Raw genomic sequence first — 21,993 nt, forward strand, 5'->3', positions numbered from 1 at the left:
AAACAATAAATTTGTTACAGTATGATTTCCAGATCATACCTAACCAATTAACCAACCAAACATGAAGAGATATTTAGGTTCGATAACAGCAGTTGGATTGCTGTTGTGCAGTGCAGATGGTATCCAGGCGCAAGCCAGGAAGGGTGATACCTTGTATGAGAAATTCGTATCGCCGCCCAATTCGGCTAAGCCACGTGTGTGGTGGCACTGGATGAACGGCAATATTACCAAGGAAGGAATAAAGCTGGATCTTTTATGGATGAAACGGGCGGGCGTTGGAGGCTTCCAGAACTTTGACGCCTCGCTGCTCACCCCGCAAATAGTTCAAAAACGGTTGACTTTCATGACACCAGAGTGGAAGGATGCATTTCGATTTACGACCAAACTAGCTGACTCTTTGCATCTAGAAATGGCAATTGCCGGTTCTCCGGGCTGGAGCGAAAGCGGCGGTCCCTGGGTAAAACCTGCAGATGGGATGAAAAAAGTTGTTTGGTCAGAAATGCGCGTGAAAGGCGGAGCAAGCAACCTGAAAATTGAACAGCCATCCGGTGTTACCGGCCCTTTTCAAAATATTTCGCTTCAACCCGGATTCGGAGAAACGGTGGATCCTTCTAAACAGTCAAAGTTTTATAAAGATGTTGCCGTTGTAGCATTTAAACTACCGGCTGCCGATAGATCATTAAGCGACCTTGGCGCCGTTGTAACATCCAGTGGAGGAAATTTTACCTTGCAGCAATTAACAGACGGTGATTTAGGATCTTCTAACCTGTTGCCGCGTGATTCTGTCGCCGGTTTTGCATGGATACAATTTGCATTCCCGCAGGCACAAAGCATTAAAGCGATCACGATGGTGGGTGGCGGAGAACCGGGTATGTTCGGTATGGGTGCCGCGCCCGTTGATAGTCGTAAACTGGAAGCCAGTGATGACGGCGTAAATTTCAAATTCATTTGCAATATACCCCCCGGAGCGATTTTGCAACAAACTATTCCTGTCCCCGTCACTACAGCAAAATATTTTAGAGTGACAGTTAAAAATCCACCCCCGCAAATAAATTCGATGGCGGCAATGGTGGGTATTATCACCAAGCCGGTTACACCCCCAGGTACTGAGATAGCTGAAATATATTTACATCCGGCTGATGTGATCAGTCGTTTTGAAGAAAAAGCGGCATTCGCCCCGGTAAATGATTTGAGCAAAAAGATGACCGCATCTACGAACGATGTGATAGCAACCAACGATATTATTGATTTGACTGGCAAGATGAGTGCTGACGGGACATTGAGCTGGACCGTTCCTGATGGTAACTGGAAGATCGTTCGCTTTGGGTATTCCTTATTAGGTATAACAAACCACCCAGCATCACCTGAAGCAACTGGCCCCGAAGTAGATAAACTTGATCCCGTTGCAGTAAAGACATACTTTACTAATTACCTTGATCAATATAAAGATGCTACAGGCGGTCTGATGGGTACTAAAGGTGGCCTGCAATTTATGGTGACTGACAGTTGGGAAGCCGGCGCACAAAACTGGACGGCTAATCTTCCGGCTGAATTTCAAAAACGTCGAGGCTACAGCTTGATAGCATGGCTGCCGGTCTTAACAGGTGAGATTGTAAAGAGCTCAGAAGCAAGTGAACAGTTCCTGTTTGATTTTAGAAAAACGCTGAGCGAGATGCTGGCTGAATATCATTATGACGCATTGACCGGTATTCTTGCACAATACGGGATGAAACGTTATTCCGAATCGCATGAAAGTGATCGCGCCTTGATTGCTGATGGGATGGATGTAAAACGCAAAGCCGCTATTCCGATGTCGGCAATGTGGACACCTAATCCGTTTATAAACGGTAATGATCAAACCAATTACCAGGCTGATATCCGAGAATCAGCTTCCGTGGCGCATATCTACGGCCAAAATTTTGTGGCAGCGGAATCATTGACGGCCTTAGGCATTCCTGCCGCAGCCTGGTCTTATTCGCCGGAAGCATTAAAGCCAACTGCTGACCTGGAACTTGCTAGTGGATTAAACAGGTTTGTAATTCATTGCTCAGTGCATCAGCCCACAGACGATAAGATACCGGGATTAGGCCTGGGCCCATTCGGACAATGGTTTAACCGTCATGATACCTGGGCTGAGCAGGCAACCGCATGGACCTCTTACCTGTCAAGAAGCAGTTATTTGCTACAACAGGGGAAATTTGTTGCCGATATAGTTTATTATTATGGTGAGGACAATAACATTACTTCGCTGTTCCACAAAAAACTGCCGAATATTCCGGAAGGGTATAATTACGATTTCATCAATGCCGATGCTCTTATTAACTTGCTATCAGTAAAAGATGGGAAACTGGTTACACCAAGCGGCATGGTTTATAGAGTTTTGGTGTTGGATAGCAATGCAGTTAAAATGTCGTTGCCTGTGTTGCGCAAAATAGGTGAACTGGTGAAAGCGGGCGCAACGGTAGCCGGTATAAAGCCAATAGGTACACCAAGCTTAAGCGATGATAAGAGCGAGTTTGACAGATTGGTTAATGAGATATGGTCTTCATCAAATGTCAATGTTAGCGAAGGAAAATCATTGAACGATGTGTTAAATAAAATGAGTATAGCTCCTGATTTTACTTACACCAAGCCGGATGCTAACGCCAAGCTTTTGTATGTACACCGCAAAACAAGCAATGGTGATATTTATTGGGTGAATAATCGTCAGAATGCTTTGGAAAATGTCACTGCTACTTTCAGGGTCACCGGAAAAATACCGAAGATCTGGCATGCTGAGACTGGTAAAACCGAAGCTGTATCCTATACAATTGCGAACGGTGTTACCAAAGTCGGCCTTAACCTACAGCCGCAGGATGCCATTTTTGTCGTGTTCGAGGGCAATGCAATGAATGCAACTGTTTCTGTTCCCGCCAAAATTGAGAAGTCTTTGACTACACTTAGCGGCGACTGGACTATCGGTTTCGCTAAAAATTTGGGTGCACCTGCTTCGGCAAAGGTCAGCGAGTTAAAATCTTGGACAGATAATCAAGATACAGGCATAAAATATTTCTCTGGAACAGCGCGTTACACGAAAACGGTTAAAGCTACAGCCGATTGGTTTAAAAAGGGCGATATGCTTTGCCTCGATCTGGGCAGTGTGAAAAACCTGGCGGAAGTTGTTGTGAATGGGAAATCACTGGGTATCGTGTGGAAAAGCCCTTTCCGGGTTGATGTGACGAATGCTTTAAAGGTTGGTGAAAACAAAATCGAAATTAAGGTTACCAACCTATGGGTAAACAGGCTCATTGGCGATCAGCAGCAGGGTGTAACCCAGAAATATACTTATACTACTATGCCTTTTTACCAGGCAAATTCACCATTATCACCATCCGGATTGCTTGGCCCGGTGCAGATCTTATCTATAAAATAAAAAAGCAGATTTAGTAAAAAGCGGCTGATTTATACAATCAGCCGCTAAAATTTTGAGAAGAAGAGATATTATTGTAAAGTGTTTACCCCAACTTTGGCGTACAGGGCTATTTTTCGGTGTAATTCATCCGGGTTAAAGGGTTTGCTGATATAATCATTCATTCCTACAACAAAAGCCTGATCCTTAATATCAAGCATGGCCGAAGCTGTTAATGCAATAATGGGCAGGGTCTTGAATTTTTCGTTGGGCAGTTGTCTTATGGCGACAGTTGTTTGGTAGCCATCCATCTCGGGCATTTGCAGGTCCATTAAAACCATGTCGTAATCATTGGTTTGTACCAACGTATAGGCAATTTCCCCGTTTTCGGCAACATCACAATCAACATCCCATAATTTCATATACTGTTTGGCTAGTATGACATTGATCTGGTTATCTTCCGCAATTAATATTTTAACGCCTTTTAAGCTTTTGGTTTCAAAATGGCTTTCTTCTTTTATGCCTTGTATAAACTTTTTCGAGCTGTTTTTCAATTTAAGGCTGAAGTAAAATACAGAACCTTTACCTAATTCAGACTTCACCTTAATTTCGCTGCCCATCAACTCTAATAAACGCTTGGTTATGGTTAAGCCCAAACCGGTTCCACCAAATTTGCGTGTTGTATCAGAACTCGCCTGAGTAAAGCTTTCAAATATATTTTCCAGTTTATCCGCAGCAATACCAATACCGGTATCAGTAACTTCAAAATCAACTGTTGTAAAGTCTTTATTTTTTTCATTGAGCGAGGCTACCAGGGTAACCTTGCCCTCCTTAGTAAATTTTACTGCGTTACTGATAAGATTTGTCAATATTTGCCCAAGCCGCACCGGATCGCCCATAACTACATCGGGCAATTCCTGATCGATCAATAATTTAAGCTGAATATCTTTTTCAGTGGCTTTTTGCAGTGACGCCAGCCTGATATTGCTGATTAACTGCTTTATGCTAAAATCAGCTTCTTCAAATTCAATCTTACCGGCCTCTATTTTGCTGAAATCCAATATGTCGTTGATTAATACCAGGAGATTTTCTGCCGAAAACTTCAACATTTTCAGATATTCCATCTGGTCTTCACGAGGGTTCATTTGCAAAAGCAGATGTGTGAATCCGATCACCGCATTCATCGGCGTCCTGATCTCGTGGCTCATTGTTGATAAGAACTGCGATTTAGACAACGCCGCCTTTTCTGCCACATCTTTTGATAGTATGAGCTGTTGCTCCAGTTCTTTAGCTTTCCCGATTTCTTGCTGCAGAAATTTTATGATCGTAATCAGGTCATCATCTGACGCTCCAAATTCCGTAATTGAATCAGGAGCCAGAGCGGTTATGGCCTTCTTTATTTCAGAAATTGACTTCTGCTTTATATTGTTCTCGTTAAGTAAATTGCTATTTACCTCCTGGTACTCCCGTTCACTTATTGTAAAGGCGTGTTCTGATAGCTTTTGAGCTTTTTCAATGGAATGATAGTAATTACTTACACTCTCAAGAAAACCGAGCATAGCCTCATCTTTTAAGTAAGATTCGGGAAGTAGTTTTCTGATTTGCTTGTTTAGTACATTGTGATACGCCATACCCACTGTTCTCGCTTCCTCTGTTACTAAAGTTCTGTAAATGTAGTAATGGTCATAGTTTGATTATGCAATTCGCACTGCACATTGGAATTAAAAGGAGATATCTCGCCATAGCTGTAGAAACCAGTAATGGCGGTATTGTTGCCTAAAATTTCCTTAGCAGCTTCAACCTCTTCATCAGTTCTTTGCTGTAATATCAATTTGCGTCCAACACAACTAATGAGTATGGCCAAATCGGGCTCCTGACTGTTAATCCCTTTAAATGAATTGCTTGCGGCTGAAGAGGAGGCTTCAATAAGTTTATCAAAATTGGCTTTCATCAGCCTCACCTTGCTACCTTCGGGAAGATTACCCGCGAAGACCATTGATTTGTCTTCCTCATTAATACTTAAAATAGTACGAACCAGGTTTTTTTCTGAATTATTTAATTTTATTGACAGCGGGAAAAGTAATGCCGATCCTGGCAGTTCATTCACATAATCGCCTAAATATTCTTTATAAAGGTTAAGCGCATTTTTATGGTCAATTTCAAACAACACATTTTTATCTGATCTGGTAATTGTACGTTCATGCCCGAATTCATCCCAGCCGCCTAAAGAACCATGACCAATCACTATATCGTTACCATAAAAACCAATAGCTATTACATTCCCTTGTGAGGGCACTTCATTTATACCCGTAAAAGTTTTTTCAAACCGGGCAGCATCTCCTGCCAGGCCACCTGAAACGGGTACTGGGTGTTTACTGCTATTGAAACCATCAACCAGTTCGCTACCATTGATAAATGTTCCGTCAGAAATCACAAAAACTGAGTTTAAATCATCGGCCAATAATTCTTTCATTAAAAAGCTGCCGGTTTCAAAACTGTTGTTATGGCGGTTAATGTTTGTTTTAACACAACGTATCCGGGTTTTTTCAAACTCGATGGCTGTGGCAACCGCACTTTCGTCAAATACTGAGTCATTAAGAATTTCACCCGATGTTGATGAAAATACAATATCAGCAGTAGGATAAATCAGTCTTAAATGCTCATAAACCTCGGGTTTTATAATACAGGTGGATGCCCCGAATACTAAAACCAGCTGACATTTCTCTGCATCCAGTTCAGATGGGTATTCTTTCCACGTATTGTTCAGGAAATGATGTTGCTTTGTTTTCATTGCTTGGTTTGGGTATAAAAAATATGTTACATATATACGTAAAATTAAATTAAAGGTTATAAAATTAATTATTGGGAAATAAGTGTTTTCTTGACAATTTAAATATTGACAATCTCAGCAGCGATTTGAGACAAAAAGAAGAGTTCCTGATGGGCAGGAACTCTTTCAACCAATTATAAAACCTAAGAGAGAAGAGAGGACGCAGAGGATGGGTTCGAACCATCTGTTTGCCGCCAAACCAGCGCTCTGCATTATTTGTGAGCAAAACCTGGTGTTAAGCATCACCGGACAAATATAGGAATATCTTATAAATAAGCGATTAAATCTATAGAAATAGTAGTATAAAATAGTAAATATCTCGTAAGTTGTTAGTTAATAGAATATTAAAATTGAGCTGTTATGAGATCAGCAGGAAATATGAGCTTAAATGTGGTGCCCGAGCCTGGTTCTGAAGTAACTTCTATCCTAATGTGATGGAAATCAGCAATTGATTTTACTATCGGTAAACCCAAACCAAAACTATCTTGCTGGAGCGATTGGGTGAATTTCTTAAAGCGATTAAAAATATGAGGAACCCGTTCAGCACTTATACCTATACCGGTATCGGCTATTGCAACAAGAAAGAATTTATTATCAGTATGGCCGGTTATTTTTATTTCACCGTGTTCCTTGTTGTACTTGATAGCATTATTTATCAGGTTGAAGAACAAATTGAATAACAGGAATTTATTTACATGATTTAGTCGCCATTCTGCGGGGATATCGATTTCACAATTAATTTCCTTCTCCTGCAGGCGGATAGAGATTTCTTCATATACCTCGTGTATCAGTTCGGATAACGATATGCTGTCTTCTTTCAAAAACTGCTCATTTTCTATCTGTGATATCAGTAGTAAGGTTTTGGTGATACTTTTCAACCTGTTCAATATCTTCTGCATTTCAATCAGCCTCACCTTGGTTTCGTCTGGCATGTCTTCCTCTTCAAACATGTTCTCGATCTTCGATTGAAGGATAGATATTGGAGTCATCAGCTCATGCGATGCATTTGATATAAATTCACGCTCTTTCTGAAAAGTGTTCTCTATCGTCTGAATCATTTTATGGATACTGATGTCCAGGTATTCAAAATCGGTAGTTGAAGTTTTCACCTTTTTATACGGAGTATGATTAGGGAATTTATGCCCGATAAGCTTGGTTTTAATAATAAGCCCCAAAGGCCGTAACACATAAGTAGAATAAACCTGGTCGGCAAGGATAGTCAGAAGGATCATCCCTAATAGTATTTCCAGTGCTATATTTTGTAAAGGGGTAGTGGTCTCGTTAATGGTATCAATGCTTTTGCCTATTTCCAGTATGTAATTCTGCTTTCCAACCTTAAAATTGTGGCTCAAAATACGGTATTGTATAGTGTCGCCCTCAACCAATCGGTTCTCATTGATGATAGTATCTATATTCTCATTAAGCGAATCAACATCCAGGCTCACGTATTCTTCTTTAAGTAAAGCGTTATAGCTGCCATAGCCCTCGCCATTTTGGATATAATTATTTATGCCCGGGCCGCTAACAATTTTTAATACTTTATCCTTTTGGTGTCTGAGCCAGTTGTCGGTATAACTTTGATTAATATCTCTGATCAGTGTAGGCAGTAACAAAACAAACAACACTACTATTACCACTTTCGAAATGGTATTAAAAAGTGTCAGTTTGGTTCCGAGTTTCAAGATACTTTAATGGTTAATGTTTATACGATAACCCAGCCCCCGCACAGTTTCGAGCCAGTCTGGTGAGCTATACACGTTTAATTTTTTTCGAATATTTTTAATATGGGCATCAATATAATTGGAATCATAATCGTCATTGACGACGCTTCCCCATATATGTTCACTTAACTGCGACCGTGTCAAGGTTCTGTTTTTGTGCAACAGCATGTATGCCACCAGATCGAATTCCTTTTTAGTAATTGTTCCGATAGGGGTATTATTATAAGATATGGTCCGGTTGGTCAGATCGATAACAAAGTTGCCAAGCATTACTACAGAATGTTTCAACCCAAACTTTCTGCGCATAATCGCCTGCATCCGGCTTTGCAATTCGAGCAGAGAAAATGGCTTTGGTAAGTAGTCATCGGCACCTAAATCCAAACCTTTTATGCGGTCATTAACCTCAGCACGGGCCGTTAATATAATGCAAGCGGCCTCCGGGTTATATTTTTTTGCCTCTTTTAACAGATCAAGCCCATCGTAATCAGGCAGGCCAAGATCGATCAGAATAAAATCGTATAAATTGGTTGCTATTTTTTCTGATGCAGAAGCACCATTAAAACAAACATCACAGATATAATTTGAGTTGGATAGAAATATTTCCAGCTCATTGGTCAGGGCTTTTTCGTCTTCGACAATCAGAACATTCATGCGGGCTCAATAAAAAACATAATAAAAAGTCAGGTTAAAGAACGATTCTTTATGGTTTCTTAATATACCCTCGACATTTACGGGTATAGAATATTTGTAAGCAAACTCAAAGGTATAGTGTGGTCTATTATAGGCTATAGGGATTTTGAAACTATAATTCAGCATGTCCAGTTCACTATTATGCCCCGCATATTTTTGAGCAATTAGCGGTGGCATTAGCAGGTCATCATCGTAGCCCAGCCCCACTCTGCCTGGGTGATTTGTATTATATTTTTGCACGAAATTCTGTGTTCCTAAAATTATGTTCACCCCCGGGTTAAATGATAGGTAGTCTTTGTCATCAAAAATACTCCAGTTAGTCTCGATGTATTTGGAGTTAGTTATGGTGATGAAAAAGTCGTGCGATTCGCCAAATAAATAATCCAGCACTACTCCTGATTTTAATATCTTCCAGTCGTAGCTATTATTGAAGTTGATATCATTGGAAGAGGCCGACTTGATGATCAATGCGTTCCGGTCAAAAATAAACCGGGTGTAGCTTATATTACCAGAGAATTTTGGAGTGATATGGTAAACATATCCGCCACCCAGGTCAATTTCATCAATTGTAGGTGTAGACCCTAATACTTTATAAGCCGATCCATAAACGAACCAGCCATTTTTGGTATTGTAAATAACATCTGCATTTAGAAATGGATACTTAACCGGTCCCGTACGACCGAAGAAGCTGGCGTCGCTCCCGTAGCTTACACCCGCCGAAACAGATCTTTTCTTTACGAGCGTATCTGAATCAGCAACTATCCGGGCCGGACGATCAATTAAAATACGATTTGTCGGCGTGGCGTTCACAGCCATATAAATTGTCAAAAGAAGCAGGGCACAGATGTATTTCATCTTAATAAATACGCAATATAATGTCCATTGATACAATTAATTACCATTCCTCCTCGGTATTTCAGGAGGTCGCTCCAATCCCGCCGGGCGCCGTTGCCTTTTCGGTTTTACGTTGTTTTGTGAATTTGCGCTACCATTTTCATCAACCTTTTCCGGTTTGGGTAAACGCTTCGCCTTGGCAACTTCTTTTATTTTTTTCTTATCATCGGCTTCCTGTTGCTTCTTTTTATTGGTGGTATCACTATAAAGAGCTTTTAGGAGTTTCGATTCGGTATGAAAGGCGACAGATTTATGATGATAAACACCATCATTAAGTTTCGCGGAAGATAAACATGGTATGAGTATCAATAGCAGGACAATATACACAAACCACTTAATCATTTGGAGTAGAAAAGCTTAAAAGTTTTTTCAAACGGAATCCCTTCAAAGTTAAACCGCATCCCTGGTTGCCCCGCCAGGATATATGTAACGATATTGTTTATAAGTCAAAAATGGAAATTTTTAACGATATAATTTGCTCATTGGCTGACGGTCGCCCGTTAAAGGATGACTGAGCTGGTCTATAATTCTATATGTTAAGCAATTTTTTATCAGCGTCGGGCAAATCCTACTTAGGTAAGCATACCCTTTTTGGGGGTATGACAATATTCCAAATTAAGACAGATAATTAACTTCTTTTGAAGTGTAAACCCTGTCGTGGTCGTCAATGATCACACAGGCAAGCTGCTGTAACTGGTTGATGAGATACAAACCGGCGTTTACTCCCATCGTCATCACAGGGGTAGCCATTGCATCCGAAAGTTCGGCAGTAGGACTAACTATGCTTACACTTTTTAGCACGCTAATTGGGAAACCTTTTTTGGCGTCCACATTGTGCATATATTTTTTGTTGCTGATGGTCACATTTTTTTCGAAGTTGCCCGATGTGGCTACAGCCATGTTGCTGATATTGATATTTGAGAAAGGCTGAGATTCGCGGTCAGGATCAGCTGAAGCAATGGTCCATGGCGTATGGTCTGGCTGTAAGCCCCAGGTAAGCAGGTCACCACCAGCGTTGATAACACCGCTGCTGACACCCATTAATTGTAATATGTATTTTGCTCTGTCGGCAGCATAACCCTTGCTTAAACCGCCAAAACCAATACGCATACCTTTTTCCGTCAGGAATACAGTGGTTTTTGCCTCGTCGATATGTACATTTTTGTAATTGGTGAATTTTACCGACTTCCGTTCGATCTTTGAAGGCTCAACATTCCTGTCAATGGCATTATAAGTGATATCGAAAGTGCCAAAGGTAAGCTCGGAAATTTTAAGAGCCCGTTCTACCAGCCTGAAGATCTCTGCGTTAACTTTTACCGGTTTAACACCCGCGTTACGATTGATCTCGTTGATCCGGCTATCATCGCTAAAAGTGCTGAGGAGCTTTTCAACACGGTTGATTTCGGCGACCGCAGCATCGACGCAATTATCTGCCCAAACTGAGTCGTTTCCAACCACACTGATTTCGAAACGGTTTCCCATCAAACGCATTTCACGTCTGAATATGTTCTGGTCGTTATTATAGGTTTTAACAGCTAACATGGGCGCTTAATAAATTCCAGTCAAATTGTACCGTAAAAGCACAATTAATGCAATATGCATTTTGCCCGAAAGTAAAAGCTAAACATGAAAATCAAATGAAAAAGCAGCTATGCTTAATAATACGTTAAACTTTTAAGAAAATCTGACTTAAAAACGACGATTTAAGCGATTGTGCCTTCTTTTAATTTCTCAGCGTTTTCGGCAAACTGAAGCGCTTCCAGAATTTCCTGTATGTCGCCATTCATTACGCCGGGTAAGTTATACATTGTGAGGCTGATACGGTGCTCTGTAACACGTCCCTGCGGATAATTGTAGGTGCGTACTTTAGCTGAACGGTCGCCTGTTGAAACCATTGTCTTACGCTTTTTGGAGATATCTTCCAGGTGCTTTTGTAATTCCATTTCATATATCCTGGAACGTAATACCTGTAAGGCTTTATCGTAATTTTTTAATTGGGATTTCTGATCCTGGCATTGTGCAATTATACCGGTTGGTATGTGGGTTAGTCGCACGGCTGAATAAGTGGTGTTTACTGATTGGCCACCCGGTCCTGAAGCACAGAAAAGGTCTTTGCGGATATCGCTTGGGTTCAGTTCTATATCAAATTCATCAGCCTCGGGCAATACCACTACGCTGGCTGCAGAGGTGTGTACGCGACCCTGGGTTTCGGTATCGGGCACACGCTGCACGCGGTGAACGCCTGATTCGTATTTCAATGTACCGTAAGCATCTTCTGCCAATACGTTAAAGACAATTTCCTTATAACCACCCGCCGTACCTTCTGTGTAGTCAACCAACTCGGTTTTCCAGCCGCGTTTCTCGCAGTAACGCATATACATGCGATAAAGGTCGCCTGCAAAAAGGGCTGCTTCATCGCCTCCTGTACCACCGCGGATCTCCACAATAGCATGTTTGGCGTCTTCCGGCTCCTTAGGGATCAGCATCAGGCGGATCTCTTCTTCCTTTTCATCCTGTTTTACCAGTAATTCATCAAGCTCGCCTTTAGCCATTTCGCGGAATTCCTCATCCTTTTCGGTAGCTAATATCTCCTTGTTCGTTTCGATATTGCTGATGATGTTGCGGTAGATATAATATTCGTCCACAATTTTTGTAAGGTCCTTATATTCCTTGTTCAGCTGTGCATAACGCTTCATGTCCGACATTACATCGGGACTGCTCAACTCGGCTTCTACATCTTTCCAACGCTGGTGGATCGCTTCTAACTTTTCTAACATAGTTTTATACCTCTCTGCGAGGGTATTGAACCTCAGCAAAAAATCGCACAAAAATACGAAATTTTAGGGACATTTTTATTATTGCGCAGCGACGCAAATGCCATATTAATGGCTTATGTGGGCGATGGGTTCAGCGTATGCCGCCAGGTTATCCAAAGTTGAATTGATCCCTTTTTGATGATCTTCCGGTTTTATACCGTATGGTACATTACTACAGGTGAAGGTTACTTTGGTATCTTCACCAACTGGTTCCAAAGTCGTAGTGATGGTCATTTCTTCCGCATATGCCGGATCATCCGATTCAAACCACACAACTTCTGTAATTAGCCTGTTGGGAATAAGCTCTTTAAAAACACCATGAAAAATATCCTCATGAGGTGTTGTTTTTCCTTCAACCTCGTGCTGTTGACTAATGTAGCTGAACGACATCCTGAATTTTCCACCCTGCTGCGGGTCAAATTCAAAAACATAGCATTGCATTCCCTTAGGTGGCCGCCAAATAGCAACAGCTTCCCGGTCTAAAAATGCTTTGTAAATAGTTTCGGGAGATGCCTTGATTACCCTAGACGCAGAGTCTGTTCTGTTATTGCCTAACATATGATTATAGCTTTACTTAGCTACAATCGGCCTTTCAAAATGTTTAAGATGAAGCTCTTGTCCGTCAAATTCAGCGTAGGAGAAGGTGTTAACCCATTCGCCCAGATTCACATATCGGCTTTTTTCATTCAGTATCACATCCATGGTTTTATGGCGGTGGCCGAATATCAGATAGTCAAAATATTGGGTCCTTAGCAAATCATTACAGAAAGTTATCAGCCATTCATTCTGGCCAGGTTTAAGGCCTCCATTCTTCTCGCCCGCAATGCGGCTATGGCTCGACCAGTAATTGGCCACTCCAACTCCCAGGTTTGGATGAATGCGCGCAAATAACCATTGGCAAAATGGACTGCGGAAAAACTTTTTTAAGATTTTGTACTTAGTATCTCCCGGTCCGAGGCCATCGCCGTGGTGCAAATAAAACTTCTTACCATTGCGTTCAATTTCCAATTCGTTGCTGATAATTGCAGCACCAAATTCTTTTGGGAAATAATCGAACATCCACATATCGTGGTTTCCTTTGAACATATAGATTTTGACGCCGGAATCAGCTAATTGAGCAAGCTTGCCCAAAAAACGAATATAGCCTTTGGGCACTACCGTCTTATATTCAAACCAGAAGTCAAACACATCGCCCATCAAAAATATTTCTGTTGCATCTTCTCCAACCATATCCAGCCAGCGAATCAGACGGTCTTCCCGTTCGCGGCTGGTGGCATGGCTAATAGCACCTAAATGAATATCAGAGGCAAAGTAGAGTTTATTGCGGGTCGACATGTGACCAAAAGTAATCAGAATATCGAATATGGAATATCCAATTTCAAATTTAGTAACGATTAAAAGTTGTATTGTCACATTATACTTTCAAATTTGATATTCCATACCGATCATCCGATATTTATCTTATGAGCAGCATCCTACATATCCTCAATGGCGATTCTACCGCGTACAGCTTTAAAGATACCGGGCTTGACGGCGATATATTGGTTTGGCGTGAGGTACTTTCGCAAGGGCCCTTGCTGGAAGATATTTCCTCGGCTGTATTTTGGGAAAAACGCTCCGATTGGATTTCTAAGGGTTTTAATGAGGCCCCTGAAAATTACCGAAAGAAGGTAATTGAGCCCCTGGGGAAGCTGAGCAATATTTATGATGAGATTACGCTTTGGTTTGAGTTTGATTTGCATTGCCAGATCAATATGCTTGGTGTGATGGAGATGATGCTGAAACATACCGATCTCTCGATACCTAAAGTCTATTTAGTATGCCCGAATGAATATCCGGGTGTTGAAGACTTCCGGGGAATGGGACAGCTTAACGGGAAGCAACTGGCTCTTTTATATGATGATCGTTTCCGTCTTAACGATTGGGATTTCACATTAGCTTCGCAAGCCTGGAAATTGTATGTAAGCGGTGATGACATTGCCCTTGAAAAATGGATAAACGAAACCACTTTTTGGGGAAGCCTTCACCTGCTGAAACCAGCATTGCAAGCACATTTAAAGCGAGTAAGAATAAATGGAGCAGGTCTGAACAATATTGAACAAACACTGCTTGATATCTATAATAGCGGCATAAAAAACAAATCCGCCATTTACGAACTTTTTTGGAAAACTGAAAAAATATATGGCATGGGCGACCTTGAGATCGACATATATCTGCAGTCTCTTGCCAATAAGCAACTCATTACAATGCCGGCATGAACCGTTATTGGGTGGTGGGGTAGCTGGTCGTTACTGCAATTGTCGGCGTTGGATCACTTTCATTTTTCATGCGATCGAGAGCCGTGATCACATATAAATAAGTTTTACCCCGCTGTGCAGTCTTATCCTCATAAACCTGGTCGGTGTTATATTGGATGTGCAGGATGTATTTTGGATCATTCAGGTTCACCTTCTCCGTACCTTCAAACCGGTATACGACGTAGCCATAAGCGGGGTCACCATCTTTGGCTGTGTCTGGCATTGCCCATGCTAAACGAACACTGTTGCCCGTAAATTTTGCGGTAGGGTTTTTAGGCGGACTTGGTGGTACAGAGTCCAGCCAAAGCATTACCGGCGGCAATGCGAGATATTTATAGAAGTTATTCTTGAGCGTATCGATAAAACCGTAGGCATTATGCATCAGGGAGTTATTGCTGAAAAACACACTGCCTTCTACACGGTTATTATTCCGCAGATATTTGATCTGATTTGGCAACTCATACGGGTTCAAAAACGCCCTGGATTTAGGCTCCAAAGCGCGGTAAGCAGCGTGGCCGATGTATAAATGCCGGCCATAAGTATTATCGCTCCACCATTCTACCAACTTATTATAATCCATCAAACGATCATTTGTAGGACGGTAAAGTTGCGGTACCACATAATCTATCCAGCCCTCCTTCATCCACTTACGTGCATCAGCATATAATTCATAATAAGTTTCGAGCCCGTGAGAATCTGAACCTGCAGGGTTATGGCCTTTATTGGCCCATATCCCAAACGGACTAATGCCAAACTTGACGTAGTATTTGTGATCGTGCACGCTATCGCCCAACATTTTTATCAGTTGATCGACATTATTGCGCCGCCAATCGTTAATATCAGTAAAATCGCCACCGTAAGTTTTAAAGGTTTGGGCATCGTGTATCTGTTGGCCGTCTATTTTGTAGGGATAGAAATAATCATCCATGTGTACGCCGTCGATATCATAATTGTCAACTACATTCAGGATCACTTTTACAATATAATCGCGTACCTGTGGTATCCCCGGATTGAACAGTTTGATGCCCCCATAGGTAAAGAACCAGCTTGGCTGTATATTGGTAATATGTGTCGGACTAAGCGCTCTGAAATTGCCGTCAAACGTTGCCCGGTACGGATTAAACCAGGCGTGCATTTCCATACCACGTTTATGACATTCATCTATTGCAAACTCAAGAGGATCGAAACCCGGGGCAGGAGCCACTCCCTGTTGGCCCATTAACCATTTCGACCATGGTTCGAGACTTTTTGCATAAAAAGCATCAGCTGCTGGCCGCACCTGGAAGATCACTGCATTGATGCCAATGCGTTGGTCTTCGTCTAATATATTAATAAGATCCTGTTTTTGCTGGTCTACAGATATATGCCCCTGTACAGGCCAGTCGATATTTGCTACCGTGGCTACCCACACTCCCCTGAACTCGCGTTTTGGAGCCATTTTTACCTTGCTATTCGTATCGATCTTTATCTTGGGCAGCGAATCAACCTGTTGCGCATGAACTTTTAGAAAGAAAAGAATAAGCAATATAAAGTATATGAAATATTTGTAAATACGCATCAGAAGGGCATTATTAAAAGATACAAAGATATGAAACTCAAAAATCTATTGCTTTATTATTAAACCAATTTGTACTCAAGTATTGTGTTTTTAGTTTTTTTGTGTTTACATTTAAAGCAGATTTAGCTATGAATCTAAGCCAACAGGAAAATCAATGTCATAATTTTATCATTTTTTCGTTCAATAATTTTTAAGTTAAAGTAAAACAATCTTGTAACAAGTTTGTTGCCACAAAGAATATTTAACGCTAAATGTCAAAAAACACAATTTAAATGCTTGTTGGCTGTAGCACCCACGTTATTTAACAGCCCTAATTAATTTAAAACTAAACACTAAAGACCGCCATGGAAAATCAATCTGGACAAACTCCCAAAAAGAATTCTAACGTAATCTATTTTCTGATTGTTGTGGTTTTGGCTTTGCTGGGGACAGATGTATACTTGTATCTGCAGAAAAATAAATCGGATACAAAAATTATATATCAGGATGATGAGCGAAACCGCCTGAAGATCGAATTAGACAGTCTGGAAGCACAAATAGAACAGGTAAATACCGGTAAGGCAAAAATGACTGCCGCAATGAAAGCCAAAAATGATTCGCTTGAATCCAAGATTAAGGTATTACGCGTTCAACTGGCTAAAGGGAAATTGACCAAAGCTGAACTTGCTAAAGCACAGGAAGATGTAAAACAACTAAGGTATTTTGTTACTAAATATACCGCCGACATTGAAGAGCTGAAGAAACAGAATACCAGCCTGGCAAGTGAGCGGGATACGCTGAAGACTAATCTTGCCGCAACCAGCGCTAAGGCAACCGACCTGGAAAAGCAAAACCAGGATCTGGACACCAAGGTCAAGGTCGCATCCGTCTTAAAGCTGGCCCAGGCCAATGTGGTAGCCTATAAGATAAAGGGCAGCGGTAAAGAGGTAGACGTAACCCGTGCAAGCCCGGCTAAGAAGATCAAGATCAACTTTACTGTAGCAGAAAACAGCATTGCTGAAAAACGCATGCACGATATTTATGTACGTATATTGGATCCAACAGGCAACCTGATCACCGATCCGAAAGACGCAGGAACATTCCAGTCTGAAGGACAGGATCTGCAATACACTTATAAAACGTCTATTGACTTTAAAGATGACGGAAGCGGCTATACCATCGATTGGGTTAACCCTGCTCCACCATTTGTAAAAGGTACCTACCAGGTATTGCTTTATGCTGATGGCGGTAAAATGGGAACAACTACATTTAGTCTGAAATAATTGCTATTATTTATAATGTGAAAGCTGCCTGTAATAACAGGCGGCTTTTATTTTTTGTGAGGGAGAGTAGAGACACGATGCGTCGCGTCTCTACTACTAACAGGTCAGTACAACAATTTATCGTACGGATACCTTGCCGTATGTATCGCTTTTACATGGTCGTAAAGCATTGCCCTGAACTCATCGACGTTTTCCTTTTTAAGAGCTGAGATAAATATCGCCGGACTATTATTCTTAGCCATCCAGCTTTGTTTAAAATCCTCTAAGGTCATCTGGTGCGCTTCTTCACCGGGATGATGATGCTTCGGTTCATAAGCGTCAATCTTATTGAAAACTGTGATCATCTGCTTATCAATAGCGCCCAGGTCTTTCAGCGTTTCATTCACTGTTCTGATCTGGTCCTCGAAATTTGGATGCGAAACATCCACCACATGAACCAATACATCAGCTTCACGTACTTCATCCAGGGTCGATTTAAAGCACTCCACCAAATGGTGAGGCAGTTTTCGGATAAACCCAACTGTATCTGATAACAGGAACGGTAAATTCTCGATCACCACTTTTCTGACTGTAGTATCCAGTGTAGCAAACAACTTGTTCTCAGCAAACACCTCCGATTTGGAGATCATGTTCATGATAGTGGATTTGCCCACATTGGTATATCCCACCAATGCTACTCGCACCAATTGGTGACGGTTCTTGCGTTGTGTTTCGTTCTGACGGTCGATCAGCTTTAGCTTTTCCTTTAACAAGGAAATCTTGTTCAGGATCAAACGGCGGTCGGTCTCGATCTGCGACTCACCCGGTCCACGCATACCGATACCACCCTTCTGTCGCTCTAAGTGCGTCCATAAACGGGTCAGTCGTGGCAGCAAATATTGCAATTGCGCCAATTCAACCTGGGCTTTGGCCTGTGCCGTCTGTGCGCGATTGGCAAATATGTCCAGTATCAGGTTACTACGGTCGAGTATCTTAACCTGCAGTTCATTCTCAATATTACGCAATTGCGAAGGCGAAAGCTCATCGTCAAAAACTACGATGTCGATCTCTTCAGCCTGTACGTATTCCTTTATCTCTTCCAGCTTACCTGTACCGACAAAGGTAGCTCTTTCGGGACGCAGCATTTTTTGGGTAAAGGTTTTTACCGTAAGTCCGCCCGCCGTCTCCACTAAAAACTCCAGTTCCTCCAGGTATTCTTTTTCTTGTGCTTCGGTTTCATTGGGTGTAATGATACCCACCAGCACTACTTTCTCCTGCTTCACAGCAGTATCATAAAATTTTTGTCTCATTCAAATAATGATTTATCAATCCATATGCCAAGTTAACCATAATGCGTCAATGCGGTTAAAATGACAGTAAGTAAAACAATTTCAACTTTAGAAGATAAGCAACAAACAAAAAAATTGCTTTAACGCATTACACTCATCTTGATTTGCTGAGTCGCAAATCCATTTTCCCCAAACATTGGGGTATCTGACTTAATTGTCAAGAATGAAACTACTTATCACATGAGATTGATATTGTTGAATTGAGGTAATTAATTTATTCAAAGTTCCTTCACAAACTCCCTTATCGCTACTCCCGGGTCTGCCTGCTTCATAAAGTTTTCGCCGATTAGGAAGCCGTTAAAGCCTGCTTTTTTCAATTGCTTTATTGTTTCCGGGTTGCTGATGGCACTTTCGGATATCTTCAAAAACTCCGCCGGGATATGCTCTGCCAGTTGATATGAAGTTTCCACCGACACGGTAAAATCTGCCAGGTTGCGGTTGTTTACGCCGATAGCGTCCAGATTTGGGTTGATGCTGCGTTGTAATTCTTCCAGGTTGTGTACTTCGAGCAGTACCTTCAGCCCTAAACTTTTTGCCCTCTTTGCCAGCAGATCAATTTGTTCAGGCGTGAGTATAGCGGCAATCAGCAGGATAATATCTGCTCCCCAGGCTTTTGCTTCCAGTAACTGGTACTCGTCGATCATGAAATCTTTCCGAAGGATAGGTATCTGATTAACTCCACGTGCCTTTATCAAGTCTGCTTTTTGACCCATAAAGAACTCTGTATCGGTCAGAACCGAGAGCGCCGACGCACCTGCTGCGTTGTAGGCGGTGGTCACTTCTTCCACAGAAACTTTATCGTTGATGATCCCTTTTGAGGGCGATTTACGCTTGAACTCAGCAATAATCCCCGTCCGGTTGGCATCCAGCAAGAAATCCTTAAAGGAAAGCGGCTGCCTGTTAAAAAACTCCGCCGACTCCAGTGTTTTGTAGGATGTAATTGCCTTTGCTTGTTCTACTTCCTTCTTTTTATGTGCAACAATTTTATCAAGAATAGTCATATAGTACCGGCACCTATTGTGCCTTAATTAAATTAAAAATAAGTTTATCCAATCTCTGCAAACTGAGGCGCCAGCCAGTTCTGCATCATTTGCCTGCCATACTCTGTCAGCACCGATTCCGGGTGAAATTGAACGCCACGAACATCATACTGTTTGTGCCTTAGCGCCATAATGCTGTTGTCCTTCTCGTCAATGGCAGTTACCGTTAACACATCGGGCAACCCTATTTGATCAACCACCCACGAATGATAACGTCCTACTTTAAAGCTTTGCGGTAATCCGGCAAATAGCTTTTCGTCAGTATCAGTCACTTTGATTGGCGTTGCTATGCCATGCATCGGTCGGCTCAGGTTATACAGATGTCCGCCAAATACCTCGGCAATGGCCTGCTGACCCAAACACACACCAAAAATACTCTTAGTTGGTGCATAGCGGGCTATCACATCCAGCAACAAACCTGCTTCAGAGGGTATGCCCGGCCCTGGCGACAGGATGATATGACTGAAATCCTCCACATCGTCCAGGTTGAATTTATCGTTCCTCCACACCTCACACTGCAAACCTATCTCGTTTACCAGATGCACCAGGTTGTAGGTGAATGAATCGTAATTGTCTACTATTAAAATCTTGCTCATATTAAAGTTCCTCCGCCAATTCAATAGCTTTTCTCAATGCCGCTATTTTGTTATCCACTTCTTTCAATTCGCTTTCCGGGTTCGAGTCGGCTACGATGCCGGCACCTGCCTGGTAGTGCAGTGTATTGTTTTTACTCAGGAACGACCGTATCATAATGGCAAGGTTAAAGTCGCCGTTGAAGCCCAGGAAACCGATAGCTCCGCTGTAAAAACTGCGCTTGCTCTTTTCATTTTCGTCGATGATCTCCATTGCCCTGTATTTTGGCGCTCCGCTCAGTGTTCCGGCAGGGAAAGTATCAGCTACAATTTTGAACGATGATACCCCCGGACGAACCTTCCCGCTTACATGCGACACTAAATGGATAAGGTGCGAGTAATACTGAACCTCTTTAAATGCCTTCACTTCCACCTGCTCACAATGGCGGCTCAGATCGTTGCGTGCCAGGTCGACCAGCATCACATGTTCTGCCGATTCTTTCGGGTCGTTTTCCAAAGCGCGGGCTATCTCGGCATCTTTTATATCGTCGCCGCTGCGTTTGAATGTGCCTGCGATGGGGAATATACTGGCTACGTTGTTTTTTATGGTGATCTGCGCCTCGGGTGATGAACCGAATATCCTGAAATCGCCGTAATCAAAATAGAACAAGTAGGGTGACGGGTTGATTGACCGCAAGGCCCTGTACACATTAAATTCATCGCCCTGGAATGCTCTTGAGAATGGCCTCGACGGTACGATTTGGAACACATCGCCCCTGAAAATGTGTTGTTTCATCTTCTCCACCATTGCCATAAATTCCTCACCGGTGAGTGCCGACTGTTCATCGCCATTGCTCTGGAAATGATATTCCGGAAAGTTTTTGTTCTTGATAAGGTACTCCAGCTTTTCCAGTCCGCCGTTTGTGGGTTGACCGTCAGGTTGATTCTGGAAGATGTGTAGTTCGTTTTTAAAATGATCGATAGCGATGATATAGCGGTAAATATGGTACTGCATTACCGGAATCTTGCGTGTATCGTCGGTGCTTTGTTTGAGCTTGATCGTTTCGTAATGCTCAACAGCCTCGTGGGTAAAGTAGCCCCAGATACCGTTCGAGATGATCTTGCTATTGTTTTCAGTCGTTTCAAAATCGCTTACAAACTGGCTTAGTTCAGCTACCAGGTCAAATTTGCCGGGTTCGCAGATCTCGGTATGCCCGTCGGGATAGTACTTTTTCAGGCGACCATCATTTAAAACCAATCCGCTGATAGGTTCGCAGCAAACATAGCTCATGCTGTTCTCGCGGCTATGGTAGTCCGAGCTTTCCAGCAGCAGGGCATTCGGGTACACATCGCGCAGGCGCAGGTAAATGCTCACCGGCGTGGTGGTATCGGCTAGTAGTTTTTTAGAAGTAGTGATTATTTTATATCGTTTCATTGTTCGTTGTTCAGCAGCATTATAAAATACAAAACCCGGCGTTGGTTGGCGCCGGGTTCATATTAGGTTTACAATTGATTAGTAAGTCTCACCAAAAATATATCCGGACGCCATTTTCATGGTGCCACCAGCTAGTATTTTTGTTAGTTTTAATCATCGCGG

Annotated in this window: 18 protein-coding genes; 3 read left to right on the forward strand and 15 right to left on the reverse strand. The window is 42.1% G+C overall.

Translation table 11 applies throughout. The features are described from left to right. The first annotated feature begins 61 nt into the window (after positions 1 to 61). Entirely contained in the window at positions 62 to 3,412 is a 3,351-nt protein-coding gene (locus Q3A68_RS13370; RefSeq protein WP_302901601.1) for a glycosyl hydrolase, read from the forward strand. A gap of 68 nt (positions 3,413 to 3,480) precedes the next feature. On the opposite strand, the gene Q3A68_RS13375 is transcribed toward Q3A68_RS13370, so the two are convergent. From Q3A68_RS13375 to Q3A68_RS13420, 10 genes are all read right to left on the reverse strand, one after another. Beyond that, positions 3,481 to 4,947 (reverse strand): ATP-binding protein, encoded by a 1,467-nt coding sequence (locus Q3A68_RS13375; protein WP_302901602.1) that lies wholly within the window; start codon positions 4,945 to 4,947, stop codon positions 3,481 to 3,483. 98 nt (positions 4,948 to 5,045) lie between these two features. Continuing rightward, positions 5,046 to 6,179, reverse strand: a complete 1,134-nt coding sequence (locus tag Q3A68_RS13380) for an FIST signal transduction protein (RefSeq protein WP_302901603.1) — start codon at positions 6,177 to 6,179, stop codon at positions 5,046 to 5,048. 383 nt (positions 6,180 to 6,562) lie between these two features. After that, positions 6,563 to 7,900, reverse strand: a complete 1,338-nt coding sequence (locus tag Q3A68_RS13385; RefSeq protein ID WP_302901604.1) for a sensor histidine kinase — start codon at positions 7,898 to 7,900, stop codon at positions 6,563 to 6,565. Positions 7,901 to 7,906: 6 nt separating this feature from the next. Next, entirely contained in the window at positions 7,907 to 8,590 is a 684-nt protein-coding gene (locus Q3A68_RS13390; RefSeq protein ID WP_302901605.1) for a response regulator transcription factor, read from the reverse strand. 6 nt (positions 8,591 to 8,596) lie between these two features. Further along, positions 8,597 to 9,484: a hypothetical protein gene (locus Q3A68_RS13395; RefSeq protein ID WP_302901606.1), complete on the reverse strand. Its 888-nt coding sequence runs from the start codon at positions 9,482 to 9,484 to the stop codon at positions 8,597 to 8,599. 36 nt (positions 9,485 to 9,520) lie between these two features. Continuing rightward, the gene (locus Q3A68_RS13400; RefSeq protein ID WP_302901607.1) at positions 9,521 to 9,865 is read right to left on the reverse strand and encodes a hypothetical protein; all 345 of its coding nucleotides are present in this window, start codon (positions 9,863 to 9,865) and stop codon (positions 9,521 to 9,523) included. Positions 9,866 to 10,138: 273 nt separating this feature from the next. Continuing rightward, positions 10,139 to 11,065 (reverse strand): FAD:protein FMN transferase, encoded by a 927-nt coding sequence (locus tag Q3A68_RS13405; protein WP_302901608.1) that lies wholly within the window; start codon positions 11,063 to 11,065, stop codon positions 10,139 to 10,141. A gap of 161 nt (positions 11,066 to 11,226) precedes the next feature. Next, a complete protein-coding gene (gene prfA / locus Q3A68_RS13410) occupies positions 11,227 to 12,300 on the reverse strand; it encodes a peptide chain release factor 1 (protein ID WP_302901609.1) in 1,074 nt (357 codons plus the stop codon). A 105-nt stretch (positions 12,301 to 12,405) separates the two neighbouring features. Further along, the gene (locus tag Q3A68_RS13415; protein ID WP_302901610.1) at positions 12,406 to 12,897 is read right to left on the reverse strand and encodes an SRPBCC family protein; all 492 of its coding nucleotides are present in this window, start codon (positions 12,895 to 12,897) and stop codon (positions 12,406 to 12,408) included. Between the two features lie 12 nt (positions 12,898 to 12,909). After that, a complete protein-coding gene (locus Q3A68_RS13420) occupies positions 12,910 to 13,674 on the reverse strand; it encodes a UDP-2,3-diacylglucosamine diphosphatase (RefSeq protein ID WP_302901627.1) in 765 nt (254 codons plus the stop codon). 128 nt (positions 13,675 to 13,802) lie between these two features. Here Q3A68_RS13420 and Q3A68_RS13425 point away from each other — a divergent pair, with 128 nt between their 5' ends. Then, on the forward strand, positions 13,803 to 14,597 hold the full coding sequence (locus Q3A68_RS13425; RefSeq protein ID WP_302901611.1) for a DUF1835 domain-containing protein: 795 nt from the start codon (positions 13,803 to 13,805) through the stop codon (positions 14,595 to 14,597). Between the two features lie 4 nt (positions 14,598 to 14,601). Here Q3A68_RS13425 and Q3A68_RS13430 read toward each other — a convergent pair whose 3' ends face one another. Next, positions 14,602 to 16,194, reverse strand: a complete 1,593-nt coding sequence (locus Q3A68_RS13430; RefSeq protein ID WP_302901612.1) for a glycoside hydrolase family 10-like protein — start codon at positions 16,192 to 16,194, stop codon at positions 14,602 to 14,604. A gap of 344 nt (positions 16,195 to 16,538) precedes the next feature. Here Q3A68_RS13430 and Q3A68_RS13435 point away from each other — a divergent pair, with 344 nt between their 5' ends. Beyond that, complete coding sequence (locus Q3A68_RS13435; protein ID WP_302901613.1) at positions 16,539 to 17,456, forward strand: hypothetical protein; 918 nt, start codon at positions 16,539 to 16,541, stop codon at positions 17,454 to 17,456. 104 nt (positions 17,457 to 17,560) lie between these two features. On the opposite strand, the gene hflX is transcribed toward Q3A68_RS13435, so the two are convergent. The 4 genes from hflX to Q3A68_RS13455 all read right to left on the reverse strand — a co-directional run bounded on the left by hflX (position 17,561) and on the right by Q3A68_RS13455 (position 21,831). Further along, positions 17,561 to 18,745, reverse strand: a complete 1,185-nt coding sequence (hflX, locus tag Q3A68_RS13440; protein WP_302901614.1) for a GTPase HflX — start codon at positions 18,743 to 18,745, stop codon at positions 17,561 to 17,563. 257 nt (positions 18,746 to 19,002) lie between these two features. Beyond that, on the reverse strand, positions 19,003 to 19,785 hold the full coding sequence (gene trpC, locus Q3A68_RS13445) for an indole-3-glycerol phosphate synthase TrpC (RefSeq protein WP_302901615.1): 783 nt from the start codon (positions 19,783 to 19,785) through the stop codon (positions 19,003 to 19,005). Positions 19,786 to 19,829: 44 nt separating this feature from the next. Next, positions 19,830 to 20,420: an anthranilate synthase component II gene (locus Q3A68_RS13450; protein WP_302901616.1), complete on the reverse strand. Its 591-nt coding sequence runs from the start codon at positions 20,418 to 20,420 to the stop codon at positions 19,830 to 19,832. 1 nt (position 20,421) lies between these two features. Continuing rightward, positions 20,422 to 21,831, reverse strand: coding sequence for an anthranilate synthase component I family protein (locus Q3A68_RS13455; RefSeq protein WP_302901617.1), 1,410 nt, complete (start codon positions 21,829 to 21,831; stop codon positions 20,422 to 20,424). Positions 21,832 to 21,993: the final 162 nt, after the last annotated feature.

This window comes from Mucilaginibacter tolerans, assembly GCF_030519375.1.
Classification (GTDB): Bacteria; Bacteroidota; Bacteroidia; order Sphingobacteriales; family Sphingobacteriaceae; genus Mucilaginibacter.